Here is a 25,064-nt window from a genome sequence, read left to right on the forward strand (position 1 = left end):
CCGTACCGCCCGGCGTCTGCGGTGAACTCCTCATCGGCGGGCCCGGAGTCGCGCTCGGCTACCTCAACGACCCCCCGGGGCTGCGCCCCGGGGAACGGGCGAAGGGCGGGGAGGGGCAAGCCCCGCAGGGCCCGGCCCGCGCGACGGCCGCAGCGCCCGGACGGCAGCGCCGCGCCGTGGGCCCGGCCCGGGCCCGCCCGGCACGGACCCGCCCGGCCCCGCCCGGCCTGGGCCCGCCCGCACGGGCGCGGGCACCCCCCGAACCCCGCCCGCCGGGACACGGCAGGCGCCGGCTAGGCCAGGGCCTCGCGCCAGGCGGCGACCGCCGTCGGGGAGACCGGGTGTTCCCACCCGGAGGGACGGGCCGCGCCGCCGATGTGGAACGCGTCGATCCCCGCCTCCCGCAGCACCGGCAGGTGCGTCAGGGCCAGGCCGCCGCCGACCAGGAGCCGCGGCCCGTACCCCGGCTCGCCGCGCCGCCCCGCCGCCGCCTCCGCCACCAGCACCGGGAGCCCCTCCGCTACCCCGGCCGCCGAGCCCGCCGTCAGGTACGTGTCCAGCCCGGGCAGGTCCGCGACCGCCTTGCGCAGGCCGTCCCGGTCCGCCGCCCGGTCGATCGCCCGGTGGAACGTCCACCGGCAGCCGTCCAGCTCCGCCAGTACCGCCTCGACCGCGTCGAGGTCCGGGCTGCCGTCCGGGTGCAGGAACCCGAGGACGAACTCCTCCGCCCCCTCCGCCCGCAGCGCCCGCGCCGTCCGCGCGAGTTCGGCGACGTCGCCCGCCGCGAACCCGTCCGCCCTGCGGAGCATCACGCGCAGCGGGATGTCGACGGCCGCCCTGATCGCCGCGAAGGTCTCGCGCGGCGGGGTGAGCCCGTCGGCGGCCATGTCGGTGACCAGTTCGAGTCGGTCCGCCCCACCCGCCTGGGCGGCGACCGCGTCCTCTACGTCGAGGGCGATCACCTCCAGGAGTGCACGGTTGCTCATGTGATCCCATCCTTCGGAAGACGGCTCGGAAGTGGAGTAGGACTCACCCAAATAGGTCTAGTCCAATATGCAGAGTACGGGGCCCACCCCACCCTCCACCAGCACCATCACGCCACCCCCACAATGGCCGCATGGACACGCCCGCCACGCCCGACACCGCCCCCGACACCGCCCGCCTCCGCGACCGCTGGCACGCCACCGCCACCGCCGCCGGCGCCACCCGCGACCCCGCCCCCTACGCCGACCGGCTCCTCACCGCCTGGGCCGAGCCCCAGCGGCGGTACCACACCACCGCCCACCTGGCCGACGTCCTCGCCCGGATCGGCGTCCTGGGCGACCACGCCGCCGACCCCGCGGCCGTCGAGCTCGCCGCCTGGTTCCACGACGCCGTCTACCGCCCCGACCGCTCCGAGAACGAGGAGCGCAGCGCGGCCCTGGCCGAGCGCGCCCTGCCCGAGCTGGGCGTCGGCGCCGCCCGCACCGCCGAGGTCGCCCGCCTCGTGCGCCTCACCGTCACCCACGACCCCGCCCCCGGCGACACCAACGGCGAGGTGCTGTGCGACGCCGACCTCGGGGTCCTCGCCGGCGAGCCGGACGCCTACGCCGCCTACGCCGCCGCCGTCCGCGCCGAGTACGGCTTCGTCCCCGACGACGCCTTCCGCACCGGCCGCGCCGCCGTCCTGCGGCAGCTGCTGGCCCTGCCCCGCCTCTTCCGCACCCCCTACGGCGCCGCGCACTGGGAGGCCCCGGCCCGCCGCAACCTGGAGGCGGAGCTGACCGCGCTGACCTGACATACACACCGGTGCCCGGGAATGCGTCCCGCTTCACGACGGTTCGGGAAGAACATGCCCTCAGCCTCCCGATCACCGTCCCGAGCCCGCATGCCCGTCGCCGTCTACGTCCTCGGCCCGTCCGTCTTCGCACTCGGCACCAGCGAGTTCATGCTGTCCGGACTCCTCCCGCCGATCGCCGAGGACATGGACGTCACCATCCCGCAGGCGGGCCTGCTGATATCCGCCTTCGCGATCGGCATGGTCATCGGGGCCCCGCTGCTGGCCGTCGCCACCCTGCGCCTCCCGCGCCGCACCACCCTCGTCGCCCTCATCAGCCTCTTCGGCCTCGGCCAGGTGGCGGGCGCGCTGGCCCCCTCGTACGGGTTCCTGTTCGCCTCCCGCGTGGTGTCGGCCCTCGCCTGCGCCGGGTTCTGGGCCGTCGGCGCGGCCGTCGCCATCGCGATGGTCGACAAGGACCAGCGGGCCCGCGCGATGTCCGTCATGATCGGCGGCCTGTCCGTCGCCAACGTGCTCGGCGTCCCGGCCGGCGCCTTCCTCGGCGAGCAGTTCGGCTGGCGCTCCGCGTTCTGGTCGGTCGGCGCGGCCTCCGCCGTCGCCCTCGCCGGCATCCTGGCGCTGATCCCGGAGATCCCGCTGCCCGACGCCAAGCCCCGCCTCAGCAGCGAGCTGCGCATCTACCGCGACCGCCAGGTGTGGCTGTCGATCGGTGTCACGGCCCTCGCCGCGGGCGGCGTCTTCTGCGCCTTCAGCTACCTGTCGCCGCTGCTCACGGACGTGGCCGGGCTGGACGCGCGGTGGGTGCCGTGGATCCTCGGCCTCTTCGGCGTCGGCGCGCTGATCGGGACCGCCGTCGGCGGCCGCATCGCCGACGCGCACCTGTTCGGGGTGCTGCTCTGGGGCATCACCGCCTCGACGGTGTTCCTCGGGGCGCTCACCGTGCTGGCCTCCAGTGCGGCCGCCGCGATCGCCCTGTCGTTCCTGCTCGGCGTCTCGGCGTTCTTCACCGCCCCGGCCCTCAACGCCCGGATGTTCAACATCGCCGGCGCCGCCCCCACCCTCGCCGGAGCCACCACCACCGCCGCCTTCAACCTCGGCAACACCGGCGGCCCCTGGCTCGGCGGCACCGTCATCGACGCCGGGTACGGCTTCTCCTCCCCCGCCTGGGCGGGCGCGGCCATGACCGTCACCGCGATCGCCCTCACCGTGATCGCCCTGCGCCTGGAGCGCCGTACGCCGGCCCGCGCGGCCCGCGTGGTGGCCGGATCACCGTCCCACCAGGCACCGGCGGACACCGTCAGGAGCACGTGAGGGTGTTCAGGCCGCGGGCGGCCGGTGTTTCGGCCGCCTGAGGCCCGCCGCCGTGAGGCGGCGGACGAGTTCCTTGCTGCCGACCTCCACCGCCCCCGCCGCCACCGCGTCCGCGTACCGGTGCGAGGGCACGTCGTAGTGGTCCCGCTCGAAGGCCCGCGGCGGGCAGCCGATGCCCGCCGCGAAGGCGTGCAGTTCCTCGTACGAGACATCGCTGACCAGGTGCGACCACATGCGGCCGTGTCCCGGCCAGACCGGCGGGTCGATGTACACCGTCACCGGCGGCTCACCGTCCCGGGTGGAAGACGGGGCCGAGACCGCCCACCGCCGCCACCTTCACGCCCGCCTCCGAGCACACCCAGTGCGGGTCGCGTCCGAGCTCCGGCTCCACGTCCAGCGCGTGCGGATCGCCGTGCGCGCAGACCGGGCACAGCGGCCAGCGCCCGTACTTCTCCAACAGGGCGTCCTTCACGTCCTGCGCGACGAGTCCGGCGAGGTAGTCGACCCCCTCCGGCCACTGCTCCACCCACCACCGGCGGTGCGTGACCGAGTCCTCGACGAGGGAGACGACATCGGCATCGGCGACCTCACCGGCGGCGAGATCGGCGAGAACGAGGGCACGGGCGACGTGCAGCGCCTGTTCCAGGGGGGTCGCGTGGTCCATGCGCTCATTGTGGACCCGTACGGGCCCCCTGGCGAAGGCCTCCTTTCCCCGCCCTTTCCCCCGCCTTTACCCGCCCGGCACCCGCCGCGCCGCCGACTCGCGCCTTCTTGCCCCCGGCCCCGCCGGAAAATAGGTTCCAGGCGTGAGCGAGAACCGCAGGGAAACCGCCGCCGCCCCCGCGGCCACGACCGCCTCCACCGCCCTCCGCGCCCAGCTCGACTCCCTGACCACCGAGGCCTTCCGCCCCGAGCTGGCGGAGATCGACCGGCTGCCGACGCCGGAGATCGTCCGGATCATGAACGCCGAGGACGCCACCGTCCCCGCCGCCGTCGCCGCCCAGGCCGAGCCGATCGCCGCCGCCGTCGACGCCATCGCCGAACGGATGGCCCGCGGCGGCCGGCTCGTCTACGCGGGCGCCGGCACCGCCGGGCGGCTCGGCGTGCTGGACGCCAGCGAGTGCCCGCCCACCTTCAACACCGACCCGGACCAGGTCGTCGGCCTGATCGCGGGCGGCCCCGGAGCCCTGCTGAAGGCCGTCGAGGGCGCCGAGGACTCGCGCGAGCTGGCCGCCGCGGACCTCACCGCCCTCGCCCTGACCGCCGACGACACCGTCGTCGGCGTCTCCGCCTCCGGCCGCACCCCGTACGCGGTCGGCGCGGTCGAGTTCGCCCGCACCCGCGGCGCGCTCACCGTCGGCCTGTCCTGCAACGCCGGATCCGCCCTCGCCGCGGCCGCCGAGCACGGCATCGAGGTGGTCGTCGGGCCCGAGCTCCTCACCGGCTCCACCCGCCTGAAGGCGGGCACCGCGCAGAAGCTCGTACTGAACCTCATCTCGACCGTCACCATGATCCGCCTCGGCAAGACGTACGGGAACCTCATGGTCGACGTGCGCGCCTCCAACGAGAAGCTGCGCGCCCGCTCCCGCCGCATCCTCGCGCTGGCCACCGGCGCGCCCGACGCGGAGATCGAGGCCGCGCTCACCGCGACCGGCGGCGAGGTGAAGGACGCGGTCCTCGTCCTCCTCGGCGGCGTCGACGGCCCCGAGGCCGCCCGCCTCCTCGCCGGCGCGCAGGGCCACCTCCGCGCCGCCCTCGCCGAAGCCGCGCAGGTGCGTACCCCGTAACCGCGGCCGGCAGGACCGCCCGTATCCGCCCGTACCCCCGACGCAAGGCGAGTACATGTCCACTGACAAGAACCGCGCCACCGCCGCCGCGATCCTCCCCCTGGTCGGCGGCCCGGACAACATCAGCTCCATCGCGCACTGCATGACCCGCCTGCGGATCGGCCTGCGCGACCGCTCCCTGGTGGACGACCCGGCCCTGCGGGCCGTGCCCGGCGTGCTGGGCGTGGTCGAGGACGACACCTACCAGATCGTGCTGGGGCCCGGCACCGTCGCCCGCGTCACGCCCGAGTTCGAGGCCCTGGTCGAAGAAGCCCGCACGGCCGCGCCGGCCGCCGGCGTCACCGCAGCGGACCTCGCCGCGCAGGGCGCCGCGCTGAAGGAGGCCCGCACCGCCCGGAACTCCACGCCCTTCAAGCTCTTCCTGCGCCGCATCGCGAACGTCTTCGTCCCGCTGATCCCCGCCCTCATCGGCTGCGGCGTCATCGCCGGCCTCAACGGCCTGCTCACCAACCTCGGCTGGGTCCCGGCCGTGGTCCCCGCCCTCGCCGCGATCGCCTCCGGCTTCCTGTCCCTGATCGCCGTCTTCGTCGGCTTCAACACCGCCAAGGAGTTCGGCGGCACTCCCGTCCTCGGCGGGGCCGTCGCCGCGATCATCGTCTTCCCGGGCGTCGCGAAGATCGACGCCTTCGGCGAGCACCTCTCCCCCGGCCAGGGCGGCGTCCTCGGCGCGCTGGCGGCGGCCCTGCTCGCCGTCCGCGTGGAGCGCTGGGGCCGGCGCCGGGTGCCCGGGACCCTGGACGTGCTGCTCACCCCGACCCTCACGGTCCTCGTCGCGGGCCTGGTCACCCTCTTCGGCCTGATGTACCTCGCCGGTGAGGTCTCCACCGCCATCGGCGCCTTCGCCGACTGGCTGCTGGCCACCGGCGGCGCCTTCGCCGGGCTCGTCCTCGGCGGCCTCTTCCTGCCCCTGGTGATGCTCGGCCTGCACCAGGCCCTGATCCCCATCCACACCACCCTGATCGAGCAGTCCGGCTACACCGTCCTGCTGCCGATCCTCGCCATGGCGGGCGCGGGCCAGGTCGGCGCGGCCCTCGCCGTCTACTGCCGCCTCCCGCGCAACGGCTCGATCCGCACCACCATCAAGTCCGCGCTCCCGGCCGGCTTCCTCGGCGTCGGCGAGCCGCTGATCTACGGCGTCTCCCTGCCGCTGGGCCGCCCGTTCGTCACCGCCTGCGCCGGCGGGGCGGCGGGCGGCGCGTTCGTCGGCCTGTGCAACCAGCTGGGCGTCGCCTTCGGCTCCACCGCCATCGGCCCCTCGGGCTGGGCCCTGTTCCCGCTGCTGGACGGTACGTCGGGCATGGGCCTGACCGTCGCCGTCTACGCGGGCGGCCTCGCCGTCGGCTACCTGGTCGGCTTCGCCGCCACCTACTTCTTCGGCTTCACCCCGCGCATGCTGGCCGACCTGGACACCGGCCCCGGACCCGCGGACCCCCCGGGCACGGCCTCGGCCAAGGAGCCGGCCCTGGCCTGACCCCTCGGCTGCGGGCGGACCCGTTACGGACGCCCCGGCTCGGGAAGCCCCCCGGCGGCGGTGCGCAGGAAGCGGACCAGGTCCTCCACGGAGTAACCCAGCTTCGGGCCCCGCTCGGCCGCCATCAGGAGCAGCTGGCCGAGGGTCTCGGCGCCCCAGCCGTCCGTCCCGTCCGGCGACCACCCCCACAGCTTCTCGATGCCGAGGTCGTCCATCAGCAGCCCGTACCCCTCCCGGACCTCCGCGCACACGGCGGCGACCGCATCCAGCAGCCGTGCGCCGGGCCGCTCGCAGCGCAGCCCGAAGTACCCGCCGATCTCCTCGGGCACGCACCCGCGCGGCGGCTCCGCCTTGAGCCGGTCGTAGCGCGCGTCCTCGTACGGGGGACACTCCCCCACCGGGCAGTGGATCAGCGTGAACCGCTGCCACCCCGGCGGCGGGGGCGGCTGCGGACGCCACCCCGTGACCCCGAACGCCTCCTGCACCTGCGCCGTCGCCTCGTCCGCCGTGTCGGCGCTGCGCGTCTGCCGCCGCTCCCCGTCGTCCCCGACGGCCGTCCACGCCCCGCCGGCCCCGTGCGGGCTGGCCCTTACGGCGAGCCCGAGCCCCGGGCGCCGCCATCCGCCGCCGGGCAGGTCCGCCTCCAGCCCGCGCAGCTTCCAGCCGAGCTCGAACGCGAACTGGGCCGCGTCCACCGACCCGCTCACGCGCCGTTCCGCTCGTGCAGTACGGCCGCCAGCCGGAGCGCGGTGTCGAGGTTGCAGCGCCCGAGGTCGACCAGCGGCAGGCCGTACGTTCCGGCGGCGGAGACCGGGTCGACGCCGAGCGACGGGAAGACCACCCCGACCCCGTCGAGCGCGCCCTTGAGCTGCCGCACGGCCTCCTCGGCCGCGAGCATCCGCTCCTTCGCCGTCATCACCATGACATGTCACCTTTCGCTCTGAGTAATCAGATTCTGCACTCAGAGTGGCGGCTCGCGGACTAGCCTTTCAACGACGGCCAGCCGACAACCACACCTGTTGGATCGGGAGTTGCCATGCCGGGAAAGAACCTGGACCCCTCTTCGTCACCCCGCGCCCTGCTCGGCGCCGAACTGCGCGTCGCGCGTGAACGCGCGGGCCTGAGCCAGAGCGAGCTGGGCGAACCCCTCTTCGTGAGCGGCTCGTTCATCGGCCAGCTGGAGGCCGGCACGCGCCGCATGCACCTCGAACTCGCCCGCCAGATAGACGAGATCCTCGGCACAGGCGGGTTCTTCACCCGCAACTGCGGAGCGGCGGCGAAGAGCAAATACCCGGACCACTTCGCGGCGGCGGCCGAGGCCGAGGCTCTGGCGAAAGCGATCCGGGAGTACGCGCCGCTGATCATCCCGGGCCTGCTCCAGACGGAGGCGTACGCGCGAGCGGTGTTCCGCGCGTACCAGCCGACGGCCTCGCAGGAGGTAATCGACGAGCTGGTCGACGCACGGCTGGCCCGCTCCGCCCTCCTCGCTGATCCAACAACCCCCCTGTTGTGGTGTGTGCTTGACGAGGCCGTCCTGCGTCGAGTGGTCGGCATCCAGGCCGCCATGGCCGAGGCACTACGCCATATCGCGGCTCTGATCCGGTCGCACCGAATCATCGTCCAGGTACTCCCGTTCAGCGCGGGAGCGCATGCCGCCTTGGGCGGCCCGCTCAGGCTCATGTCCTTCGAGGATGCTCCCCCGCTCGCCTACGTCGAAGCATTGGGTACCAGTCAGCTGTTGGACGATCCGGCCACGGTCTCTCAGCACACCCTGACCTACGATCTCCTCACGGCCAGTGCGATGCCCCCGCGCGAGTCTCTGGCCCTGATCGAGTCCGTGGCGGAGGAGTACGAACATGCCGAACGTGCCTAAGTACGACCTGTCAACGGCCACCTGGCACAAGTCCAGCTACAGCGCCGGGGATGGCGGCAACTGCCTGGAGATGGCCACCTGGCGGAAGTCCACCCACAGCGGGGGAAGTGGCGGCGACTGCGTCGAGGTCTGCGACGCGCACACCGACCTCGTCCCCGTGAGGGACTCCAAGCAGCCCGAAGGCCCGCACGTGGTGTTCCACGCACGGGCCTGGGCCGATTTCATCGCGGCACTCTGACCGTCAGAGGCCCGACGAGAACAGCAGCTGGTTCGGCGTGCCCTTGCTGACGGAGGTCAGGACGTCCTTGGTGGACTCCTCGTTCAGGAAGTTGGCGATGTCCGCCGGGAGCTCCGTCGGGTGTGCCTGCTTGTAGAGGGCGGCGACGCCCGTGACGTGCGGCGCGGCCATGGACGTCCCGTTCAGGGCCACGCTGCCGCCGCCGAGGCGGGCGGAGACGATCTCCTGGCCGGGGGCGTACAGGGCGACGCACCGGCCGTAGTTCGAGAAGGTCGTCTCCTCGTCCCAGCGGTTGGACGCCCCGACCGTGACCACGCGGTCCGACGACGCGGGCGAGACGTTGCAGGCGTCCTGCGCGTCGTTGCCCGCCGCGACGACCGGCAGGACGCCCGCGTCGGAGAGGGCGTTGGCGGCGTTGTTGACGGCGTCGGACTTCGGGCCGCCCAGGGAGGCGTTGAGCACGGCGGGCTGCTTGGCGTTCTTCGCCACCCAGTCCATGCCCGCGATGATCCCGGCGTAGGAGCCCTTGCCGTCGCAGCCGAGGACGCGGACGCTCACCAGGTTCGCCTTGCGCGCCACGCCGTACGAGGAGCCGGCGACGGTGCCCGCGACGTGCGTGCCGTGGCCGTTGCAGTCCTGGCCCTTCTGGGTCGCGGCGTCCGCCATCGCGTCGAAGCCGAAGGTGGCGCGGCCGGCGAACTCGGTGTGCGCGTAGTCGATGCCGGTGTCGAGGATGTACGCGTTCACCCCGGCGCCGCTGCCCTGGACGGTGAAGTTGTCGTTCAGCGGCAGGCTCCGCTGGTCGACCCGGTCCAGGCCCCAGGAGGTGGACGGCGCCCTGGTCGCGCTCGGGGCGGAGGGGACCGGGACGGAGGTCACCCGGGTGTCCTCCTCGACCGCCTTCACACCGACGACCATGCGCACGGTCTCCAGCTGGAGCGCGGTGAGGGGGGCCGCGAAGCCGTTGACGGCGGTGGAGTAGACGTGCTTCGGCTTCAGCTTGAGCGTCTTCGCGAGCTTGGCCGCGTCCATGCCCTTGTCGAGGGTCACGATGTACTCGCCGGGCACGGCGTCGGCGGACGTCCGCAGCGGTGCCGGGGTCGCCTCCGGCGTGTCCGCGGACGACGCCGTGCCGACGGCGACGGGGGCGAGGGTGATGAGGGCGGCGGTTGCCACACGTGCGATCAGGCGCATGAGGGAACTCCCGAGAGGAAGGGGTGGTGTGGCCGCCCCGGGGGCAGCGGTGCGCGGGCACCTTCCGGAATGCGGCCGTCCCCTTCTTCGGTCGTCCCCCGAGCGGCACTTGAACCGACCAGCCCGCTTGGCCCACGGGCCCGGCGCCGTCCGGCAGCGGTTCCCCGCGCCCGGTGCAGAAAGGATCCTTCCTGGTTGACGCCCTGAGCCGTTCACCTGCCCGGACGTCCGGGGAGCGGTCCGGCAAGTTCACCCGTACGGGGAGGGTCCCGCGCACCCGTCGAGGGGGCGCACGCGTTCTTCACCTCCGCCCGTGCGCGCCGCGCCGCCCGGGTCGTTGACCGGGGCGGGCGCGCGTGATGACCTCCCGGTCATGCGCAATCGCCCGAGCCGGCCCCTGCGGGCGGCCGCCGTCGCCGCCGCCGCACTGGCCGCCGTAGCCGCCCTGCCCGTCGCCCTGCCCGCCCACGCCGCGCCCGCGCCCGCCGCCTGGGCGGTCCCGGCCGCCGACGAGCCGTCGTACCTCGTCAGCGTCCGGGAGGGCCTCGACCCGGCCGCCGTCGCGGCCGCCTACGGGATCCGGCCGACGCACGTCTTCCGCGAGGTGGCCAACGGCTTCGCCGCCCGCCTCACCCCCGAGCAGGTGGAGGCGCTGCGGGACACCCCGGTCGTGGAGTCCGTCGAGGAGGACGGCGCGGCGACGGGCGTCCCCGCCTGAGGGCCGTCTCCCTCAGGTCCGCAGGACGCGCAGCCGCGACACCTCGTACGACATCTCGGTGAGGCCGGGGCCGGGCGCGGGGTGGTAGCGGCCGGCGGAGACGGACAGGTTGACGATCAGGTACGCGTGCCAGCCCCGGCCGACGCCCCGGCCGTCGGAGTAGACGCGCCGGCCGTTGACCCACCAGACGACGGATCTGCGGCCGAACTCCACCTCCAGGTCCAGCCACGCGCCCGGGTGGACGGCCGGGTCGCGGTGGTAGCGGTGGGCCTGGCGGACGTGGTTGGACAGCTCCAGCAGGTCGGGGTTGTCGGGGTGGTACTCGAAGACGTCGATCTCCTGGCCCCCGTCCCGCCAGGTCCAGATGGCGGGCCAGGCGCCGGTCTCCTCCGGCAGCCGGACCCGGGCCTCCAGGACGTCGCCGGTGCGGACCTCGAAGCCCTCGTCGCTGCCCTCGGTGGTGAGCAGCCCGGCGTCCCAGTTCCCGTCGGGGCGCAGGGTCGCGCGGAAGGTGCCGGTGCGGCTGTAGGCGGGGTCGGCGGTCAGGTGGTCGAGCTTGTTGTCGCCTGGGTTGACGGGGCCGCCGTCGGGATAGGCCCAGGAACGGCCCGCCACCCACTGGGCGGCGGAGGAGAAGTCGGCGGTGAAGACGGGCGAGAGGCGGCGCGGCGTCACGCGCCGTAGCCATGCGAGCGGTGGCGTGACCATACGGTGCCTATGCCCCGGCACGACCCGAACGCACCGCGATTTTTGCGGAGAGTAGTTGCGCGAGCACGGTCCGTCGTGCGCCCCCTGCGCACCGGCGCGGACACACCGCGGCCCCGGCACTCGGGGGTGCGGGGGCGGCGGCACGGGCGCGGGCGACCGGTCAGGTCCCGGGCGCGCAGGTGAGCGTGAACGTCAACGAGTCGGCCACGTTGCCCGCCGAGAGGTTGGCGACCACCTTGGGGGCCGGTTCATTGGGCGCCCCGCGCGTGGGGGACTTCACGACGAACGGACCGGTCGGGGTCTCCGGGGCGTTGAACTTGAGGGAAGGCGCGGACTGCTTGCCCTGGCCCGACCAGAAGTAGTCGACCTCGCCGGTTCCGGTACCGGTGAACTTGCCCTGGAACGTGACGTTCTGCGGCTTGGAGCAGTCGACCGCTGCGGGAGTGGTGGACGCGCCCGTGATGTCCGCGTCGGTGATCCGGACCTTGACGGGCGCGGGCGGCCTGGGATCCTTGGTGCAGCCTGTCTTCCGCTCGTTCCTGCCCCAGCCGCTCGTCACGGTGTAGGCGCCCTTCTTGACGTCCTCTTCCGTGACGGAGCCCGCGCCGTTGGCGTTGCGCTGGAATTTCTCCGGGCCCGACACCCTGAGCAGCTGACCGCCCCTGAAGCCGGTCATCACCAGGTCGTACTCGACGGGATTCGTGCCGGGGGCCACGACGAGCTTGCAGGCCGCCTGGGGGGCGGCGGACGGCGTGAGCGGGGCGGGGGCGGCCTGGGCGGCCATCGTGGGCGGCATGGCGACCGCGGTGACCAGGAGCGGGGCGAGAAGTGCATAACGGGCATGCCTGTTCATGCGTTCCCTCCTTGCCGGGAAAGCACCGATGGAGGCGGACGTCTCGATGGCGCGAGCGCGCCGAGGGCCCGGGTGCGATGAGGCGGGGGAGGAGGGGGCGCACACGGCCTCGTCCACCTCGGACCCGCCCGCCTGGACCGGCAGTTCAGCGGTCCAGAACCCGCGCGCCGGGCACCTGCGTCCAGTTCCAGGCTAGCTCCGCGGGCTTATGGCGGCACGCCGGGCCGCCACCGCCCACACCCGCCGCCCACGCCCGCGGCGTCACCCGTGCGAGGAACCCCGCGCCGCTTCGATGAAGGCGCGGATCAGCCCGGGGTCCTTCACGCCGCGCTCCCGCTCGACACCGCTGGAGACGTCCACGCCCCAGGCCCGCGTCGCCTCGACGGCCTCCCGCACGTTGCCCGGGTTCAGCCCGCCGGCCAGCAGCCACCGCCCGGCGGGCGCCCGGAATTCCGCGGACCCCCAGTTCCAGGGCTTGCCGGAGCCCGGGTCGGGGGCGTCGATGAGCAGCAGGTCCTCCCCGTACTCCCCGCACCGCCCGACGTGCTCGGCGGTGGCGCGCAGCAGCGTACGCCCCGGGGCACGCAGTTCCGCGTAGTGTGCGGCCGGTTCGTCGCCGTGCAGCTGTACGCCGCGTACGCCGCTCTCCTCGGTGAGCCGGCGCACCTTCTCGACGGACTGCCCGCGGAACACCCCGACGGTCAGCACCCCGCCCGGCACCCGCGCGGCCAGCTCCCGGGCCTCGGCGGCGCCGATGGTCCGGGGGCTGCCGGGCGCGAAGACGAACCCGACGGCGTCGGCCCCGGCCGCCACGGCCACGTCGACGTCGTGCACGGTCCGCAGCCCGCAGATCTTGACGAACAGATCGCTCATGTCCCCAGTCAATCAAAACCCGGGGACCGATGGTGATCCGTCCCGGCAGCCGGGCACCGCCGTCCGTCTCCGGGAACGCCCGAGGGCGGCACCCCGCCGGGGGTGCCGCCCTCGTTCGAGAACAGCCGATCAGCCAGAGGCGGATCAGAAGTCCATGTCACCACCCGGCATGCCGCCGCCCGCGGGGGCACCGGCCTTCTCGGGCTTGTCGGCGATGACGGCCTCGGTGGTCAGGAAGAGCGCGGCGATGGACGCGGCGTTCTGCAGGGCGGAGCGCGTGACCTTCGCCGGGTCGATGATGCCCTCGGCGATCATGTCGACGTACTCGCCGGTCGCGGCGTTCAGACCGTGGCCGACGGCCAGGTTGCGCACCTTCTCGACGACGACGCCGCCCTCGAGACCGCCGTTGACGGCGATCTGCTTCAGCGGGGCCTCCAGCGCGAGCTTCACGGCGTTGGCGCCGGTCGCCTCGTCACCGGTGAGCTCGAGCTTCTCGAAGACCGAGGAGGCCTGGAGCAGGGCCACGCCACCACCGGCGACGATGCCCTCCTCGACGGCCGCCTTCGCGTTGCGCACGGCGTCCTCGATGCGGTGCTTGCGCTCCTTGAGCTCGACCTCGGTCGCGGCACCGGCCTTGATGACGGCCACGCCGCCGGCCAGCTTCGCGAGGCGCTCCTGGAGCTTCTCGCGGTCGTAGTCCGAGTCGGAGTTCTCGATCTCGGCGCGGATCTGGTTGACGCGGCCCTGGACCTGGTCGCTGTCACCGGCACCGTCGACGATGGTGGTCTCGTCCTTGGTGATGACGACCTTGCGGGCGCGGCCGAGCAGGTCGAGACCGGCGTTCTCCAGCTTGAGGCCGACCTCCTCGGAGATGACCGTGCCGCCCGTGAGGATGGCGATGTCGCCGAGCATGGCCTTGCGGCGGTCGCCGAAGCCCGGGGCCTTGACGGCGACGGACTTGAAGGTGCCGCGGATCTTGTTGACGACCAGGGTCGACAGGGCCTCGCCCTCGACGTCCTCGGCGATGATCAGCAGCGGCTTGCCGGACTGCATGACCTTCTCCAGGAGCGGCAGCAGGTCCTTGACCGAGCCGATCTTGGAGTTGACGATCAGGATGTACGGGTCGTCCAGGGACGCCTCCATACGCTCCATGTCGGTGGCGAAGTACGCCGAGATGTAGCCCTTGTCGAAGCGCATGCCCTCGGTGAGCTCCAGCTCCAGACCGAAGGTCTGGGACTCCTCGACGGTGATGACGCCTTCCTTGCCGACCTTGTCCATGGCCTCGGCGATGAGCTCGCCGATCTGGGTGTCGGCGGCGGAGATGGAGGCCGTGGAAGCGATCTGCTCCTTGGTCTCGACATCCTTGGCCTGGGCCAGCAGGGCAGCGGAGACGGCCTCGACGGCCTTCTCGATACCGCGCTTGAGGGCCATCGGGTTGGCACCGGCGGCCACGTTGCGCAGGCCCTCGCGGACGAGCGCCTGGGCGAGGACGGTGGCGGTGGTCGTACCGTCGCCGGCGACGTCGTCCGTCTTCTTGGCGACTTCCTTGACCAGCTCGGCGCCGATCTTCTCGTACGGGTCCTCGAGCTCGATCTCCTTGGCGATGGAGACGCCGTCGTTGGTGATCGTGGGCGCGCCCCACTTCTTCTCAAGGACGACGTTGCGACCCTTGGGGCCAAGGGTGACCTTGACGGCGTCGGCGAGCTGGTTCATGCCACGCTCGAGACCGCGCCGGGCCTCCTCGTTGAACGCAATGATCTTGGCCATCTGAAGTGGTCCTCCAGGACTGGGGTTCCCCCTACGCCGCCAGGCGTCAGGGGAGGGTGGATTGCTCCGGACCGCGCCCGCGCCCGCGACGGACGGCCTGCGGACCCGGCGGTTCCTTCCCGCCGGACCCTGCGGGCCTCACCGGCCCGGTCCTCGTCTGAGTAGCACTCTCACCAGGAGAGTGCTAACGCCAATGATTAGCACTCGACCCCCGCGAGTGCAAGCGGCTTCCGGCAACACGCAGGCGACCTGGGGCCGACACGCAGGAGGGGCCCGCATCCCTGTCCAGGATGTGGGCCCCTCATGCGTGTGTGCGAGCGTCGGTGGCCGATCGCGCTTCGACTCAGCCGGCCGCGAGCTTGACCATGTCAGCCTGCGGACCCTTCTGGCCCTGCGAGATCTCGAACTCGACCCGCTGACCCTCTTCAAGGGTGCGGTACCCGTCCATCTGGATGGCGCTGTAGTGGACGAACACATCCGCACCACCGTCGACCGCGATGAAGCCGTAGCCCTTCTCCGCGTTGAACCACTTGACGGTGCCCTGAGCCATGCCTAACTCCCCTATTACTGGCCCTTGCGCGGGACCGCACTTCGCGGTCCCGGGTCAGAACTTGCGCCGGAACGCCTCGACCGCGGCTGAATGTATCCGCACCGGTGCTGTCAGCAACAGGTCAATCCGCCGAGAAATCTGGACACGCGGAAAGCTTGAAATAGAGTGAAAATTTGCAGTATTCCAGGGCAACTCGGGCCAGACAAGCGGCACCAAAGGCCCAAAAGGCACGCGCATGTTGACTCAATGTCAACCATCCGGCGGCCCGCTCATATGCGGCGGGCAAGAACAGCGGAGGGGACTGCCCAACTCTACCGCGCCCAATCAAGCAGAATTGCCCCCTCCGCTTATTAGCGGAGGGGGCAATTCTGTTTATGAAAGGTCAGCGCGTCACCCGCGCGTCAGCAGCCGCCGGCGACGGCGGGGATGATCGAGACGCCCGCGCCGTCCGGCGTCGCCGTCTGCAGGCCGCCCTCGAAGCGCACGTCGTCGTCGTTGACGTAGACGTTCACGAAGCGGCGCAGCTTGCCCTGGTCGTCCAGGACGCGCGCGGCGATGCCCGGGTGGTTCTGCTCCAGGGAGTCGATGACCTCGGCGAGGGTCGAGCCCTCGGCCGGGACCTCGGCGACGCCGCCGGTGTAGGTGCGCAGGATGGTGGGGATGCGGACGTTGACGCTCATGGCGCTACCGCCTTTCCGGGTGTCGGAGGGAAGGGTCAGGCCAGCCCGGCGGCGCGGAACGCGTCCAGGCTCGGGCGGATGGTGGCGGTCTGCCCGGTGTCCCCGGACACCGCCTCCAGGGTCTTGAGGCCGTCACCGGTGTTCAGGACGACGGTCGTCAGCGCCGGGTCGAGCAGCCCGTTCTCGATGAGCTTCTTCGTCACGCCGACGGTCACGCCGCCCGCGGTCTCGGCGAAGATGCCCTCGGCCCGCGCGAGGATCTTGATGGCCTCGACGACCTGCTCGTCGGTGACGTCCTCGACGTAGCCGCCGGTGCGCCGCGCGATGTCCAGGACGTACGGGCCGTCCGCCGGGTTGCCGATGGCCAGCGACTTGGCGATGGTGTTCGGCTTCTGCGGGCGGACCACGTCGTGGCCGGCCTTGAAGGCGGTCGAGACCGGGGAGCAGCCCTCGGCCTGGGCGCCGAAGATCTTGTAGGGCTTGTCCTCGACCAGGCCGAGCTTGATCAGCTCCTGGAGGCCCTTGTCGATCTTCGTCAGCTGGGAGCCGGACGCGATCGGGACGACGATCTGGTCGGGCAGTTGCCAGCCGAGCTGCTCGCAGATCTCGTACGCCAGGGTCTTGGAGCCCTCGCCGTAGTAGGGGCGCAGGTTGACGTTGACGAAGCCCCAGCCCTCGCCCAGCGGGTCGCCGATGAGCTCGGAGCAGAAGCGGTTGACGTCGTCGTAGTTGCCCTCGATGCCGACGAGGTCGCCGCCGTAGACACCGGCCATGACGACCTTGCCCTGCTCCAGGTCGTGCGGGATGAACACGCAGGAGCGGAATCCGGCCCGGGCGGCCGCGGCGCCGACGGCGCCGGCCAGGTTGCCGGTGGAGGAGCAGGAGAGGGTGGTGAAGCCGAAGGCGCGGGCGGCCTCGACGGCGATGGCGACGACGCGGTCCTTGAAGGAGTGCGTCGGGTTGCCGGAGTCGTCCTTGACGTAGAGCTTGCCGGTGACGCCCAGCTCCTTGGCCAGGTTCTGCGCGTCCACGAGCTGGGTGAAGCCGGGGTTCAGGCTCGGCTTGGAGGCCACGTCCGCCGGGACGGGCAGCAGCGGCGCGTAGCGCCAGATGTTGTCCGGGCCGGCCTCGATCGCGGCGCGCAGGGCCTCGGGGTCGCCGAGCGGCAGTTCGTAGGCCACTTCCAGCGGGCCGAAGCACTCGGCGCAGGCGAAGATGGGGCCCAGTTCGAAGCGGGTACCGCACTCGCGACAGGAAAGGCCGGTGGCGGGTCCGAGATCGGCAGAGGTGGCGACAGTCTGTGCAGCCATGATGGCGAGGCCCTTTCTCCTCATCTTCCCCATGGCGCACTTCGCCATGAGACGGAATTGGCACCTTCCCTAGCCGGGGCCCCGCGCGTGCGAGAACCGACTGGAGGGTTGCCGGGGCTTCAACGGGCCGTGTCCCTCTGCCCCTCTGGATGAGCGGTATGGCACCGGCACACGCGCTCTGTGGCGCGCCGGTGCGTTTGTCGCGCGGGACCCCCGGCATGCGGCGGTCCTTCGCGTTGTTCAAGACTGTAACCGAAGGGACGGGCGGTTGAGACAGCCGTCCGAACCGCGAGATGGATCACGATTCGGCCGCAAACCGCCGAGTGCCGCAGAGAAGCCAGGGAGTGCTGAGAGTGCTGGATGAGGTGGAGCGCTGGCTGGCAGACCGCTCCTGGTCCGCCGCCGACCGACCGCTCGACCAGCTGCTCGACCGGAAACGGGCGGCCGGGACGACGGTCAGCGTGGTGCTGCCCGCGCTCGACGAGGAGGCCACCGTCGGGCAGATCGTCGAGGTGATCCGGCGCGACCTGATGGAGGGGCTCGCGGTCCCGCTGGTGGACGAGCTGGTGGTGGTCGACTCGGGCTCCACCGACCGTACGGCCGAGGTCGCGGCGGAGGCCGGCGCCCGGGTGGTGCACCGCGACGCGATCCTGCCGCGGCTCCCGGCCCTGCCGGGCAAGGGCGAGGTGCTGTGGCGCTCGCTGCTGGCCACGACCGGGGACGTCGTCTGCTTCGTGGACGCCGACCTGCGGGACTTCGACTCCGTCTTCGTCTCGGGGATCGTCGGGCCGCTGCTGACCGACCCGCAGGTGCAGTTCGTCAAGGCGATGTACGACCGCCCGCTGGGGGACGCGCCCGGGCAGGGCGGCCGGGTGACGGAGCTGGTGGCACGGCCCCTGCTGAACCTCCACTGGCCGCAGCTGGCGGGGTTCGTCCAGCCGCTGGGGGGTGAGTACGCGGTACGCCGCTCCCTGCTGGAGCGGCTGCCGTTCCCCGTCGGGTACGGGGTGGAACTGGGCCTGCTGGTGGACGCGCTGCACACGGCCGGGCTGGACGCGCTGGCCCAGGTGGACGTGGGGGTCCGGCTGCACCGGCACCAGGACGGGCGGGCGCTGGGCCGGATGGCCGCGGCGATCTACCGCACCGCGCAGCTGCGGCTCTCGCGCGGCCATCTCGTACGGCCGGAGCTGACGCAGTTCGAGCGGGGGCCGGACGGGTTCGTTCCGCGCACGTACCCCGTGGACACGGAGGAGCGGCCGCCGATGGTGGAGGTCGAGGAGTACGCGGGCCGGCGGGTGGCGTGAGGCGCGGGCCGCGCGGGTGGCGCGGGGCGCGGCGCGGCCAGGGCGTGACGAACCGGACAATTCCCGGACGTTTGAGCGAGGAGGACCCGGGCTAGGTTCGCGGCATGGCTTCTCAGGTACTCGTCGCCGCCAACCGCGGCCCGCTCTCGTACGCCCTCGCCGCCGACGGCACCCTCAGCGCACGCCGCGGCGGTGGCGGCCTGGTCTCCGGCCTGTCCGCGGCGCTCGCCGCGCAGCCGGAGGCCCTGTGGATCTGCGCGGCCCTGTCCGACGCCGACCGGGAGGCGGTCCGCCGGGGCGTTTCCGAGCCGGGCGTCCGGATGCTGGACATCGACCCGGCGGTGTACGACGACGCGTACAACGGCATCGCCAACTCGGTGCTCTGGTTCACCCACCACCACCTCTACGACGTCCCGCGCGAGCCGGTCTTCGACGCGGCGTTCCGCCGCCGCTGGGAGTCGTACGCCGCCTACAACCAGGCCTTCGCCGAAGCGCTGGCCGAGGAGGCCGCCGAGGGCGCGTCGGTCCTGGTCCAGGACTACCACCTGGCCCTGGTCCCGGGCGCCCTGCGCGAACTGCGGCCGGACCTGCGGATCGCCCACTTCACGCACACCCCCTGGGCGTCGCGGGAGTTCCTGGACATGCTCCCGGACGACGTCCGCAGCCGGCTGGTGTGGGGGATGCTGGGCGCGGACCTGGTGGGCTTCCACACCTGGGCGTGGGCGCACACCTTCATGGCCGGCGCGCACCTGGACGACGAGCGGGGCATCGCCGAGCCGAAGTCCCCGGCCGGGGTGGATCCGGCGGAGGCCCGCTACGTCCACAAGAACCCCAACAGCCCCGTGCGGCACAAGCGCACCGACGTCGGGGTCTTCGCCCTCGGCGTCGACGGGGACGACCTGCGGGCCCTCGCCCACCGCCCCGAGGTGGACGACAAGCTGGCGGCGCTGCGGGCGGAGGTCGGCGACCGCAAGACCATCGTCCGCGTCGACCGCACCGAACTGTCGAAGAACATCCTGCGCGGGCTGCTGGCCTACCGGGAGCTGCTGACGGTCCACCCCGAGTGGCGCGGCCGCGTGGTGCACCTGGCGTCCGCGTACCCCTCCCGGCAGGACCTGAAGGTGTACCGGGACTACACCGCGTCCGTCCGCGACCTGGCCACGGAGATCAACGCGGAGTTCGGCACCGAGGACTGGCAGCCGGTCCTCCTCTCCGTGGAGGACGACTTCGCGCGCTCGCTGGCCGCGTACCGCCTGGCGGACGTGGCCCTGATCAACCCGGTGCGGGACGGGATGAACCTCGTCGCGAAGGAGATTCCGGTGGTGTCGGAGGAGGGCTGCGCGCTGGTCCTGTCCACGGGGGCGGGGGCGTACGAGGAACTGCGCGGGGACGCCCTGACGGTCACCCCGTACGACGTCTCGGCGACGGCCGCCGCACTCCACGAGGCCCTGTCGATGCCGCCGGAGGAGCGCACGGCCCGCACCAAACGCCTCGCGGCAGCCGCCACGACCCTCCCCCCGTCGGCCTGGTTCACGGCACAACTGGAGGCCCTGCGGGGGTGAGGGGGCGGGGGACGGGGGGACGGACGGGGAGCGGTGTCCTGGCCCGCTCCCCGGGCCCGGCCCGGCTACGCGTCCCGGAGGGCCGCCGCCAGGCGGGCCAGGAAGGCCGTCACCGCCGCCGGGCCCGGGAGGACCAGGTCGGCTCGGGCCGCGAGTTCGGGGACTTCCGCCGAGCCGCTGCACACCAGCAGCCCCGGGAGGCCGTCGGCGCGGCGCTTCTCCACCGCCGAAAAAGCCGCGAGGTCACCCAGGTCGTCCCCCGCGTACAGGACGGCCTCGGCGTCCCGCTCGGCCAGGAACTCCGTCAGGGCGACGCCCTTGTCCATGCCCGGCGGGCGCAGCTCCAGCACCGCCCGGCCCGGCTCGACCATCAGCCCGTGCCGGGCCGCCAGCTCCGCGAGGGGCTCGCGCAGGGCCTGGAAGGCGGCCTCCGGGTCCTCGGCGCGGCGGGTGTGGACGGCCAGCGCCCGGCCCTTCTCCTCGATCCAGGTCCCGCGCCACGCCCCGATCGCGTCCAGGAAGCCCGGCAGCTCCGCCCGTACGGCGGCGACCCCGGGGTGTTCGGCGGGGGCGCGGACGCTGCCGGTGACCGCGTCCCAGCGCTCGGCGCCGTAGTGGCCCAGGACCACGAGGTGCTCCAGCCCGGGCACGCCCGCGAAGCCGCCGTGGCGTACGGCGACGCCCGCCGGGCGGCCGGTGACGACGGCGACCGCGTCGACCCGGGGCGCCAGCTCGGCGAGCGCCGGGACGGCGGCGGGGTGGGCGCGGGCCTGGTCGGGGTCGGGGACGATCTCGGCGAGGGTGCCGTCGAAGTCGAGCGCGACGACGGCTCTGCGCGGCGTGCGCAGGAGGGCTTCGAGTCCCTCGCGTCCGGCTGCGGTGGCGGGCACGGGCATAGGCGGCAGGTCGTGCGGCTGGCTCCCCATACGGACGACCCTACCGGGGCGGCCCTGACCCGCCCACCCCGCCTCCGCGACGGCCTAGCGCCGTGCCCGCTGGGCCTCGCGGATGCGGCGCAGGCGGTTGACGGTGCCCGGGGCGTGGGCGAGGGCGCGGGGGTCGTCCATGAGGGCGTTGAGCAGCTGGTAGTAGCGGACCGGGGTGAGCCCCAGCCCCTCCCGTATCGCCCGCTCCTTGGCGCCGGGGCCGGGCCAGCTGCGGCCCTCGTACGCGAGCACGGCGGCCTCGGCGGCGGTCAGCCGGCCTTGCGCCGCCTCCGCCCCCGTGTCACCCGCCTGCCCGCCATCCGTCATACGGCCACATTAACGCCGCCCACCGACACCGCCCCCGGCCGGCCCCGCGCCCCTCCCGCGCCCGCGCCGGGCCCCTCGCGCGCCCGCCCTCAGCGCTCCCCGTCCGCCTTGCGCGCCGTCGTCGCGATCTCCTCCAGGACCTTCGCGGGCTGTCCGCCCGGCTGGACGGCCTTGCCGATGTTCTGCTTCACGTCCTCGCTGACGCCCGCCCAGGACTTCTTGCCCACCGGGTAGAGCCGGGCGTTCGGCAGGGCCGCCAGGAAGGTCTTCAGCTGCGTCGCCGAGCCGCCCGTACTGGCGGCCATGGCCCGGTAGCCGCTGGTGGTGACCGGCAGCAGGTCGTAGGTGTTGGTGAAGGTCGTCACGTTCTTCGCCGAGAACAGGTGGTCCAGGAACTTCCCGGACTCCTTGCGGTGGCCGTTCTTGAAGGCCATCACCCAGTCCGCGACGCCCATGGCGGAGTGGTCGGTGCCGTCGACGGTCGGCATGGGCACCATGCCGAACCGCACGCCCTTGCCGGCGGCCTGCTTCAGCAGCGTCGGGTGGCCGTTGAGCATGCCCACCTCGCCGCGCGTGAAGGCGTCGAAGGCGGCCTGGCGGTCCAGCTTGCCCGGCTCGACCGGGCCGGTCAGCTGCTGGCCGACCATCTTGTCGCGGAGGAACTCCAGCGACTTGACGTTCTCCGGGGAGTCGATCGCGTACGCCTCCTCGTTGTCGGTGTAGCCGCCACCGCCCGAGAGCATCCACATCATCGTCTCGGCCTGCGCCTCCTCGCGGCCCAGGGGCAGCGCGAAGGGGGTCGGGACGTTCGCCGCCTTCAGCTTCTTGGCGGCCGCCTCCAGGTCCGCCCAGCTCTTCGGCTGCCAGCCCGCGGTGCTGTCCTTGGGGATGACCCCGGCGTCGCCGAGCAGCTTCTGGTTGTAGAAGAGCAGCCGGGTGCTGGCCACGAAGGGCATGCCGTACTGGACCCGCTTGACCTTGCCGGCGTCGGCGAGCGGGGCGAGGAAGTCGGCCTCGGTGGTGACGGACAGCAGCTCGTCGGCGGTGTAGAGCTTGCCGGCTTCGGCGTAGTCGGCGTAGGCGCCGATCTGCGCGATGTCGGGGGCCTTGCCGGCCTTGACCATCTCGGCGACCTTGGCGTCGACCTCCGACCAGGAGTAGACGCTCACCTCGACGTGGACGCCGGGGTTGTCCTTCTCGAAGGAGGCGGCGAGGTCCTTCCAGTAGCCGGCGGAGGAGTTCTGCGGATTGTCCCCGTAGTCGGCCGCCACGACCCGCAGGGTCACCTCGTTGTCCCCGGCGAGGCCGGACAGCGTTCCACAGCCCGCCAGCGTCGCCACGGTCAGGCACAGCGCGGCGCCGGACGCGGCCGGCCTCAGGTAACGGCCCTTCACAGTTCTCGATCCACCCCTGGTTGTACGTACGATCCGTCATAAGGTCTACACCACTTTGACGGCTCCGCCACATCCGGAACGGGGTCGCGCGCAGGACCGTGTCCGGACCGTGTCCGGATACCGGCCCGGATTTGTATGGCCGCTCAACAATCCCGCCCAATGGACTAGACCTTTCCCCGCCGAGCACGCGAGACTGTCTGCTGTGAAACCCGTGAAACACGTCATCGCCCTCGATGTGGGCGGCACCGGGATCAAGGCCGCCCTCATCGGCGCGGACGGCTCCCTGCTGCACGAGGCCCGCCGCGCCACCGGCCGCGAGCGGGGCGCCGAAGCCGTCGTCGAGACGATCCTGGACTTCGCCGCCGAGCTCCTCGGCATCGGCCGGGAGCGCTTCGGCACGACCGCCTCCGCCGCTGGCGTCGCCGTCCCCGGCATCGTCGACGCCGAGCGGGGCCTCGCCGTCTACGCGGCGAACCTCGGCTGGCGCGACGTACCGATGCGCGACCTCCTCGGCGCCCGCCTCGGCGGGATCCCGGTCGCCCTCGGCCACGACGTCCGTACGGGCGGACTCGCCGAGGGCCGCATCGGCGCGGGCGCGGGCGCCGACCGCTTCCTCTTCGTCCCGCTCGGCACGGGCATCGCCGGCGCCATCGGCATCGCCGGCCGCATCGAGGCCGGCGCCCACGGCTACGCCGGCGAGATCGGGCACATCGTGGTCCGCCCCGGCGGCCCCGCCTGCGGCTGCGGCCAGTACGGCTGCCTGGAGACCCTGGCCTCCGCCTCCGCCGTCAGCCGGGCCTGGGCCGCCGCCTCCGGTGACCCCGAGGCGGACGCCGCCGACTGCGCCAAGGCCGTCGCCTCCGGCGACCCGGCCGCCCGCGCGATCTGGCTGGCCGCCGTCGCCGCCCTCGCCGACGGGCTGGTCACCGCGCTCACCCTGCTGGACCCCAGCACGCTGATCATCGGTGGCGGCCTCGCCGAGGCCGGGGAAACCTTGTTCACACCGCTGCGGACGGCCGTGGGGGAACGCGTGACGTTCCAGCGGCTGCCCGACATCGTTCCGGCCGCCCTCGGGGACACCGCCGGATGCCTGGGCGCAGGGCTGCTCGCCTGGGACCTACTCGCCACGGAGGTACCGGCCTGATGTCCGGAAGCGCACAGAGCACCGTTCTCTCCGGCGCGAGGGTGGTGCTGCCCACCGGGATCGTGGCGGGCGGCCGCGTCATCGTCGAGGGCGCCCGCGTCGCCGGCAGCGCCCCCGACGACGCACGCGTCGTCGACCTGACCGGGCACTGGATCGTCCCCGGCTTCGTGGACATGCACAACCACGGCGGCGGCGGCGCCTCCTTCACCTCCGGCACCGCCGAGGAGGTCCTCAAGGGGGTGCGCACCCACCGCGAGCACGGCACCACCACCCTCGTCGCCTCCACCGTCACCGGCGACCTGGACGAACTGGCCCGCCGCGCCGGGCTGCTCGCCGAGCTCACCCAGCAGGGCGAGATCGCCGGCATCCACTTCGAGGGCCCCTTCATCAACCCCTGCCGCAAGGGCGCGCACAAGGAGGAACTGCTGCGCGACCCCGACCCGGCCGAGGTCCGCAAGCTGGTCGACGCCGCGCACGGCACCGCGCGCATGGTCACCCTCGCCACCGAACTCCCCGGCGGCCTGGAGTCCGTACGGCTGCTGGCCGAGCACGGGGTCATCGCCGCGATCGGCCACACCGACTCCACGTACGACCAGACCCGCCAGGCCATCGACGCCGGCGCGACCGTCGCCACCCACCTCTACAACGCCATGCCCGGCCTGGAGCACCGCGCCCCCGGCCCGATCGCCGCGCTGCTGGAGGACGAGCGGGTCACCGTCGAGCTGATCAACGACGGCACCCACCTGCACCCGGCCATGCTGGAGCTGGCCTTCCACCACGCGGGCGCCCACCGCGTCGCGCTGATCACCGACGCCATGGACGCGGCCGGCTTCGGCGACGGCACCTACCACCTCGGCCCGCTGGAGGTGGAGGTCAAGGACGGTGTGGCCCGGCTCGTGGAGGGCGGCTCCATCGCCGGCTCCACGCTGACCCTGGACACCGCGTTCAAGCGGTCGGTGACGGTGGACCGGCTGCCCGTCGAGTCGGTGGTCCAGGCGATCTCGGCCAACCCGGCCAAGCTGCTGGGCCTCTACGACGAGGTCGGCTCGCTGGAGCCCGGCAAGTACGCCGACCTGGTGGTCCTGGACGCCGCGTTCGACGTCAAGGGCGTCATGCGGCGCGGCGAATGGATCGTCAGCCCGCTGGACTGAACGAGCCCTTCGACCGGCCTCCCGGAGGCGGCCCGCCCCCGGGGCTGGGCTGGCCGCCCTCGATTTGGCATGATCCCGGCACACAC

Annotated in this window: 27 protein-coding genes and 1 riboswitch; of the genes, 11 read left to right on the top strand and 16 right to left on the bottom strand. The window is 73.0% G+C overall.

From position 1 onward, the window contains the following. Nucleotides 1-293: 293 nt before the first annotated feature. A complete protein-coding gene (locus AB0D45_RS15120; protein ID WP_362458739.1) occupies nucleotides 294-986 on the bottom strand; it encodes a copper homeostasis protein CutC in 693 nt (230 codons plus the stop codon). 131 nt (nucleotides 987-1,117) lie between these two features. Here AB0D45_RS15120 and AB0D45_RS15125 point away from each other — a divergent pair, with 131 nt between their 5' ends. Further along, nucleotides 1,118-1,777, top strand: a complete 660-nt coding sequence (locus tag AB0D45_RS15125) for a hypothetical protein (protein ID WP_362458741.1) — start codon at nucleotides 1,118-1,120, stop codon at nucleotides 1,775-1,777. A gap of 90 nt (nucleotides 1,778-1,867) precedes the next feature. Then, nucleotides 1,868-3,088, top strand: coding sequence for a Cmx/CmrA family chloramphenicol efflux MFS transporter (locus tag AB0D45_RS15130; protein WP_362458744.1), 1,221 nt, complete (start codon nucleotides 1,868-1,870; stop codon nucleotides 3,086-3,088). Nucleotides 3,089-3,094: 6 nt separating this feature from the next. Here the strand turns inward: AB0D45_RS15130 and AB0D45_RS15135 are convergent, their stop codons facing one another. After that, on the bottom strand, nucleotides 3,095-3,367 hold the full coding sequence (locus tag AB0D45_RS15135; RefSeq protein WP_361598589.1) for a DUF4031 domain-containing protein: 273 nt from the start codon (nucleotides 3,365-3,367) through the stop codon (nucleotides 3,095-3,097). 7 nt (nucleotides 3,368-3,374) lie between these two features. Further along, nucleotides 3,375-3,752, bottom strand: coding sequence for a hypothetical protein (locus tag AB0D45_RS15140; protein WP_361598586.1), 378 nt, complete (start codon nucleotides 3,750-3,752; stop codon nucleotides 3,375-3,377). Between the two features lie 142 nt (nucleotides 3,753-3,894). Between AB0D45_RS15140 and murQ the strand changes: the two genes are divergently transcribed. After that, nucleotides 3,895-4,875 carry an N-acetylmuramic acid 6-phosphate etherase gene (gene murQ / locus AB0D45_RS15145; protein ID WP_362458747.1) on the top strand — a complete coding sequence of 327 codons (981 nt, stop codon included), beginning with the start codon at nucleotides 3,895-3,897 and terminating at the stop codon, nucleotides 4,873-4,875. 55 nt (nucleotides 4,876-4,930) lie between these two features. Further along, nucleotides 4,931-6,406, top strand: a complete 1,476-nt coding sequence (locus AB0D45_RS15150; protein ID WP_362458750.1) for a PTS transporter subunit EIIC — start codon at nucleotides 4,931-4,933, stop codon at nucleotides 6,404-6,406. Nucleotides 6,407-6,429: 23 nt separating this feature from the next. Here AB0D45_RS15150 and AB0D45_RS15155 read toward each other — a convergent pair whose 3' ends face one another. Together AB0D45_RS15155 and AB0D45_RS15160 are read right to left on the bottom strand one after the other, a co-directional pair. Beyond that, nucleotides 6,430-7,113, bottom strand: coding sequence for a hypothetical protein (locus AB0D45_RS15155; RefSeq protein WP_362458753.1), 684 nt, complete (start codon nucleotides 7,111-7,113; stop codon nucleotides 6,430-6,432). Further along, nucleotides 7,110-7,328 (bottom strand): hypothetical protein, encoded by a 219-nt coding sequence (locus AB0D45_RS15160; protein ID WP_362458755.1) that lies wholly within the window; start codon nucleotides 7,326-7,328, stop codon nucleotides 7,110-7,112. The genes AB0D45_RS15155 and AB0D45_RS15160 overlap by 4 nt, the downstream gene beginning before the upstream one ends. A gap of 114 nt (nucleotides 7,329-7,442) precedes the next feature. Here AB0D45_RS15160 and AB0D45_RS15165 point away from each other — a divergent pair, with 114 nt between their 5' ends. Then, a complete protein-coding gene (locus AB0D45_RS15165) occupies nucleotides 7,443-8,279 on the top strand; it encodes a helix-turn-helix transcriptional regulator (protein WP_361598571.1) in 837 nt (278 codons plus the stop codon). Next, a complete protein-coding gene (locus AB0D45_RS15170) occupies nucleotides 8,263-8,517 on the top strand; it encodes a DUF397 domain-containing protein (protein WP_362458758.1) in 255 nt (84 codons plus the stop codon). Before AB0D45_RS15165 ends, AB0D45_RS15170 begins: the two co-directional genes overlap by 17 nt. 3 nt (nucleotides 8,518-8,520) lie before the next feature. Here AB0D45_RS15170 and AB0D45_RS15175 read toward each other — a convergent pair whose 3' ends face one another. Beyond that, entirely contained in the window at nucleotides 8,521-9,711 is a 1,191-nt protein-coding gene (locus tag AB0D45_RS15175) for a S8 family peptidase (protein WP_361598565.1), read from the bottom strand. A 373-nt stretch (nucleotides 9,712-10,084) separates the two neighbouring features. Here AB0D45_RS15175 and AB0D45_RS15180 point away from each other — a divergent pair, with 373 nt between their 5' ends. After that, nucleotides 10,085-10,429, top strand: a complete 345-nt coding sequence (locus tag AB0D45_RS15180; protein ID WP_362458761.1) for a protease inhibitor I9 family protein — start codon at nucleotides 10,085-10,087, stop codon at nucleotides 10,427-10,429. A gap of 12 nt (nucleotides 10,430-10,441) precedes the next feature. Here the strand turns inward: AB0D45_RS15180 and AB0D45_RS15185 are convergent, their stop codons facing one another. The 7 genes from AB0D45_RS15185 to thrC form a co-directional block, all read right to left on the bottom strand. Further along, a complete protein-coding gene (locus tag AB0D45_RS15185; RefSeq protein ID WP_362458763.1) occupies nucleotides 10,442-11,104 on the bottom strand; it encodes a beta-glucanase in 663 nt (220 codons plus the stop codon). A gap of 193 nt (nucleotides 11,105-11,297) precedes the next feature. Then, on the bottom strand, nucleotides 11,298-11,990 hold the full coding sequence (locus tag AB0D45_RS15190; protein WP_362458766.1) for a hypothetical protein: 693 nt from the start codon (nucleotides 11,988-11,990) through the stop codon (nucleotides 11,298-11,300). Between the two features lie 261 nt (nucleotides 11,991-12,251). Then, nucleotides 12,252-12,863: a phosphoribosylanthranilate isomerase gene (locus AB0D45_RS15195; RefSeq protein ID WP_362458769.1), complete on the bottom strand. Its 612-nt coding sequence runs from the start codon at nucleotides 12,861-12,863 to the stop codon at nucleotides 12,252-12,254. A gap of 144 nt (nucleotides 12,864-13,007) precedes the next feature. Next, nucleotides 13,008-14,630, bottom strand: coding sequence for a chaperonin GroEL (groL, locus tag AB0D45_RS15200; RefSeq protein WP_361598550.1), 1,623 nt, complete (start codon nucleotides 14,628-14,630; stop codon nucleotides 13,008-13,010). Nucleotides 14,631-14,973: 343 nt separating this feature from the next. Further along, nucleotides 14,974-15,180, bottom strand: coding sequence for a cold-shock protein (locus AB0D45_RS15205; protein WP_008743607.1), 207 nt, complete (start codon nucleotides 15,178-15,180; stop codon nucleotides 14,974-14,976). A gap of 401 nt (nucleotides 15,181-15,581) precedes the next feature. Then, the gene (locus AB0D45_RS15210; protein ID WP_362458773.1) at nucleotides 15,582-15,860 is read right to left on the bottom strand and encodes a MoaD/ThiS family protein; all 279 of its coding nucleotides are present in this window, start codon (nucleotides 15,858-15,860) and stop codon (nucleotides 15,582-15,584) included. Between the two features lie 35 nt (nucleotides 15,861-15,895). Continuing rightward, entirely contained in the window at nucleotides 15,896-17,170 is a 1,275-nt protein-coding gene (thrC, locus tag AB0D45_RS15215) for a threonine synthase (protein WP_361598544.1), read from the bottom strand. A 17-nt stretch (nucleotides 17,171-17,187) separates the two neighbouring features. Then, nucleotides 17,188-17,326: riboswitch (SAM riboswitch) on the bottom strand. A 197-nt stretch (nucleotides 17,327-17,523) separates the two neighbouring features. Between thrC and AB0D45_RS15220 the strand changes: the two genes are divergently transcribed. Together AB0D45_RS15220 and AB0D45_RS15225 are read left to right on the top strand one after the other, a co-directional pair. After that, nucleotides 17,524-18,474 carry a glucosyl-3-phosphoglycerate synthase gene (locus AB0D45_RS15220; RefSeq protein WP_362458776.1) on the top strand — a complete coding sequence of 317 codons (951 nt, stop codon included), beginning with the start codon at nucleotides 17,524-17,526 and terminating at the stop codon, nucleotides 18,472-18,474. A 104-nt stretch (nucleotides 18,475-18,578) separates the two neighbouring features. Continuing rightward, complete coding sequence (locus AB0D45_RS15225; RefSeq protein ID WP_362458779.1) at nucleotides 18,579-20,036, top strand: trehalose-6-phosphate synthase; 1,458 nt, start codon at nucleotides 18,579-18,581, stop codon at nucleotides 20,034-20,036. 65 nt (nucleotides 20,037-20,101) lie between these two features. Here AB0D45_RS15225 and otsB read toward each other — a convergent pair whose 3' ends face one another. The 3 genes from otsB to AB0D45_RS15240 all read right to left on the bottom strand — a co-directional run bounded on the left by otsB (nucleotide 20,102) and on the right by AB0D45_RS15240 (nucleotide 22,683). Further along, entirely contained in the window at nucleotides 20,102-20,962 is an 861-nt protein-coding gene (gene otsB / locus AB0D45_RS15230; RefSeq protein WP_362458782.1) for a trehalose-phosphatase, read from the bottom strand. Between the two features lie 54 nt (nucleotides 20,963-21,016). Beyond that, nucleotides 21,017-21,289 carry a DUF3263 domain-containing protein gene (locus AB0D45_RS15235; protein ID WP_361598532.1) on the bottom strand — a complete coding sequence of 91 codons (273 nt, stop codon included), beginning with the start codon at nucleotides 21,287-21,289 and terminating at the stop codon, nucleotides 21,017-21,019. 89 nt (nucleotides 21,290-21,378) lie between these two features. After that, complete coding sequence (locus AB0D45_RS15240) at nucleotides 21,379-22,683, bottom strand: extracellular solute-binding protein (protein WP_361598529.1); 1,305 nt, start codon at nucleotides 22,681-22,683, stop codon at nucleotides 21,379-21,381. Nucleotides 22,684-22,894: 211 nt separating this feature from the next. Here AB0D45_RS15240 and AB0D45_RS15245 point away from each other — a divergent pair, with 211 nt between their 5' ends. Next, nucleotides 22,895-23,827: an ROK family protein gene (locus AB0D45_RS15245; protein ID WP_361598604.1), complete on the top strand. Its 933-nt coding sequence runs from the start codon at nucleotides 22,895-22,897 to the stop codon at nucleotides 23,825-23,827. Beyond that, nucleotides 23,827-24,978 carry an N-acetylglucosamine-6-phosphate deacetylase gene (gene nagA / locus AB0D45_RS15250; protein WP_362458785.1) on the top strand — a complete coding sequence of 384 codons (1,152 nt, stop codon included), beginning with the start codon at nucleotides 23,827-23,829 and terminating at the stop codon, nucleotides 24,976-24,978. Before AB0D45_RS15245 ends, nagA begins: the two co-directional genes overlap by 1 nt. The last annotated feature ends 86 nt before the right edge of the window (nucleotides 24,979-25,064 follow it).

The organism is Streptomyces sp. NPDC048352, assembly GCF_040651895.1.
GTDB lineage: Bacteria > Actinomycetota > Actinomycetes > Streptomycetales > Streptomycetaceae > Streptomyces.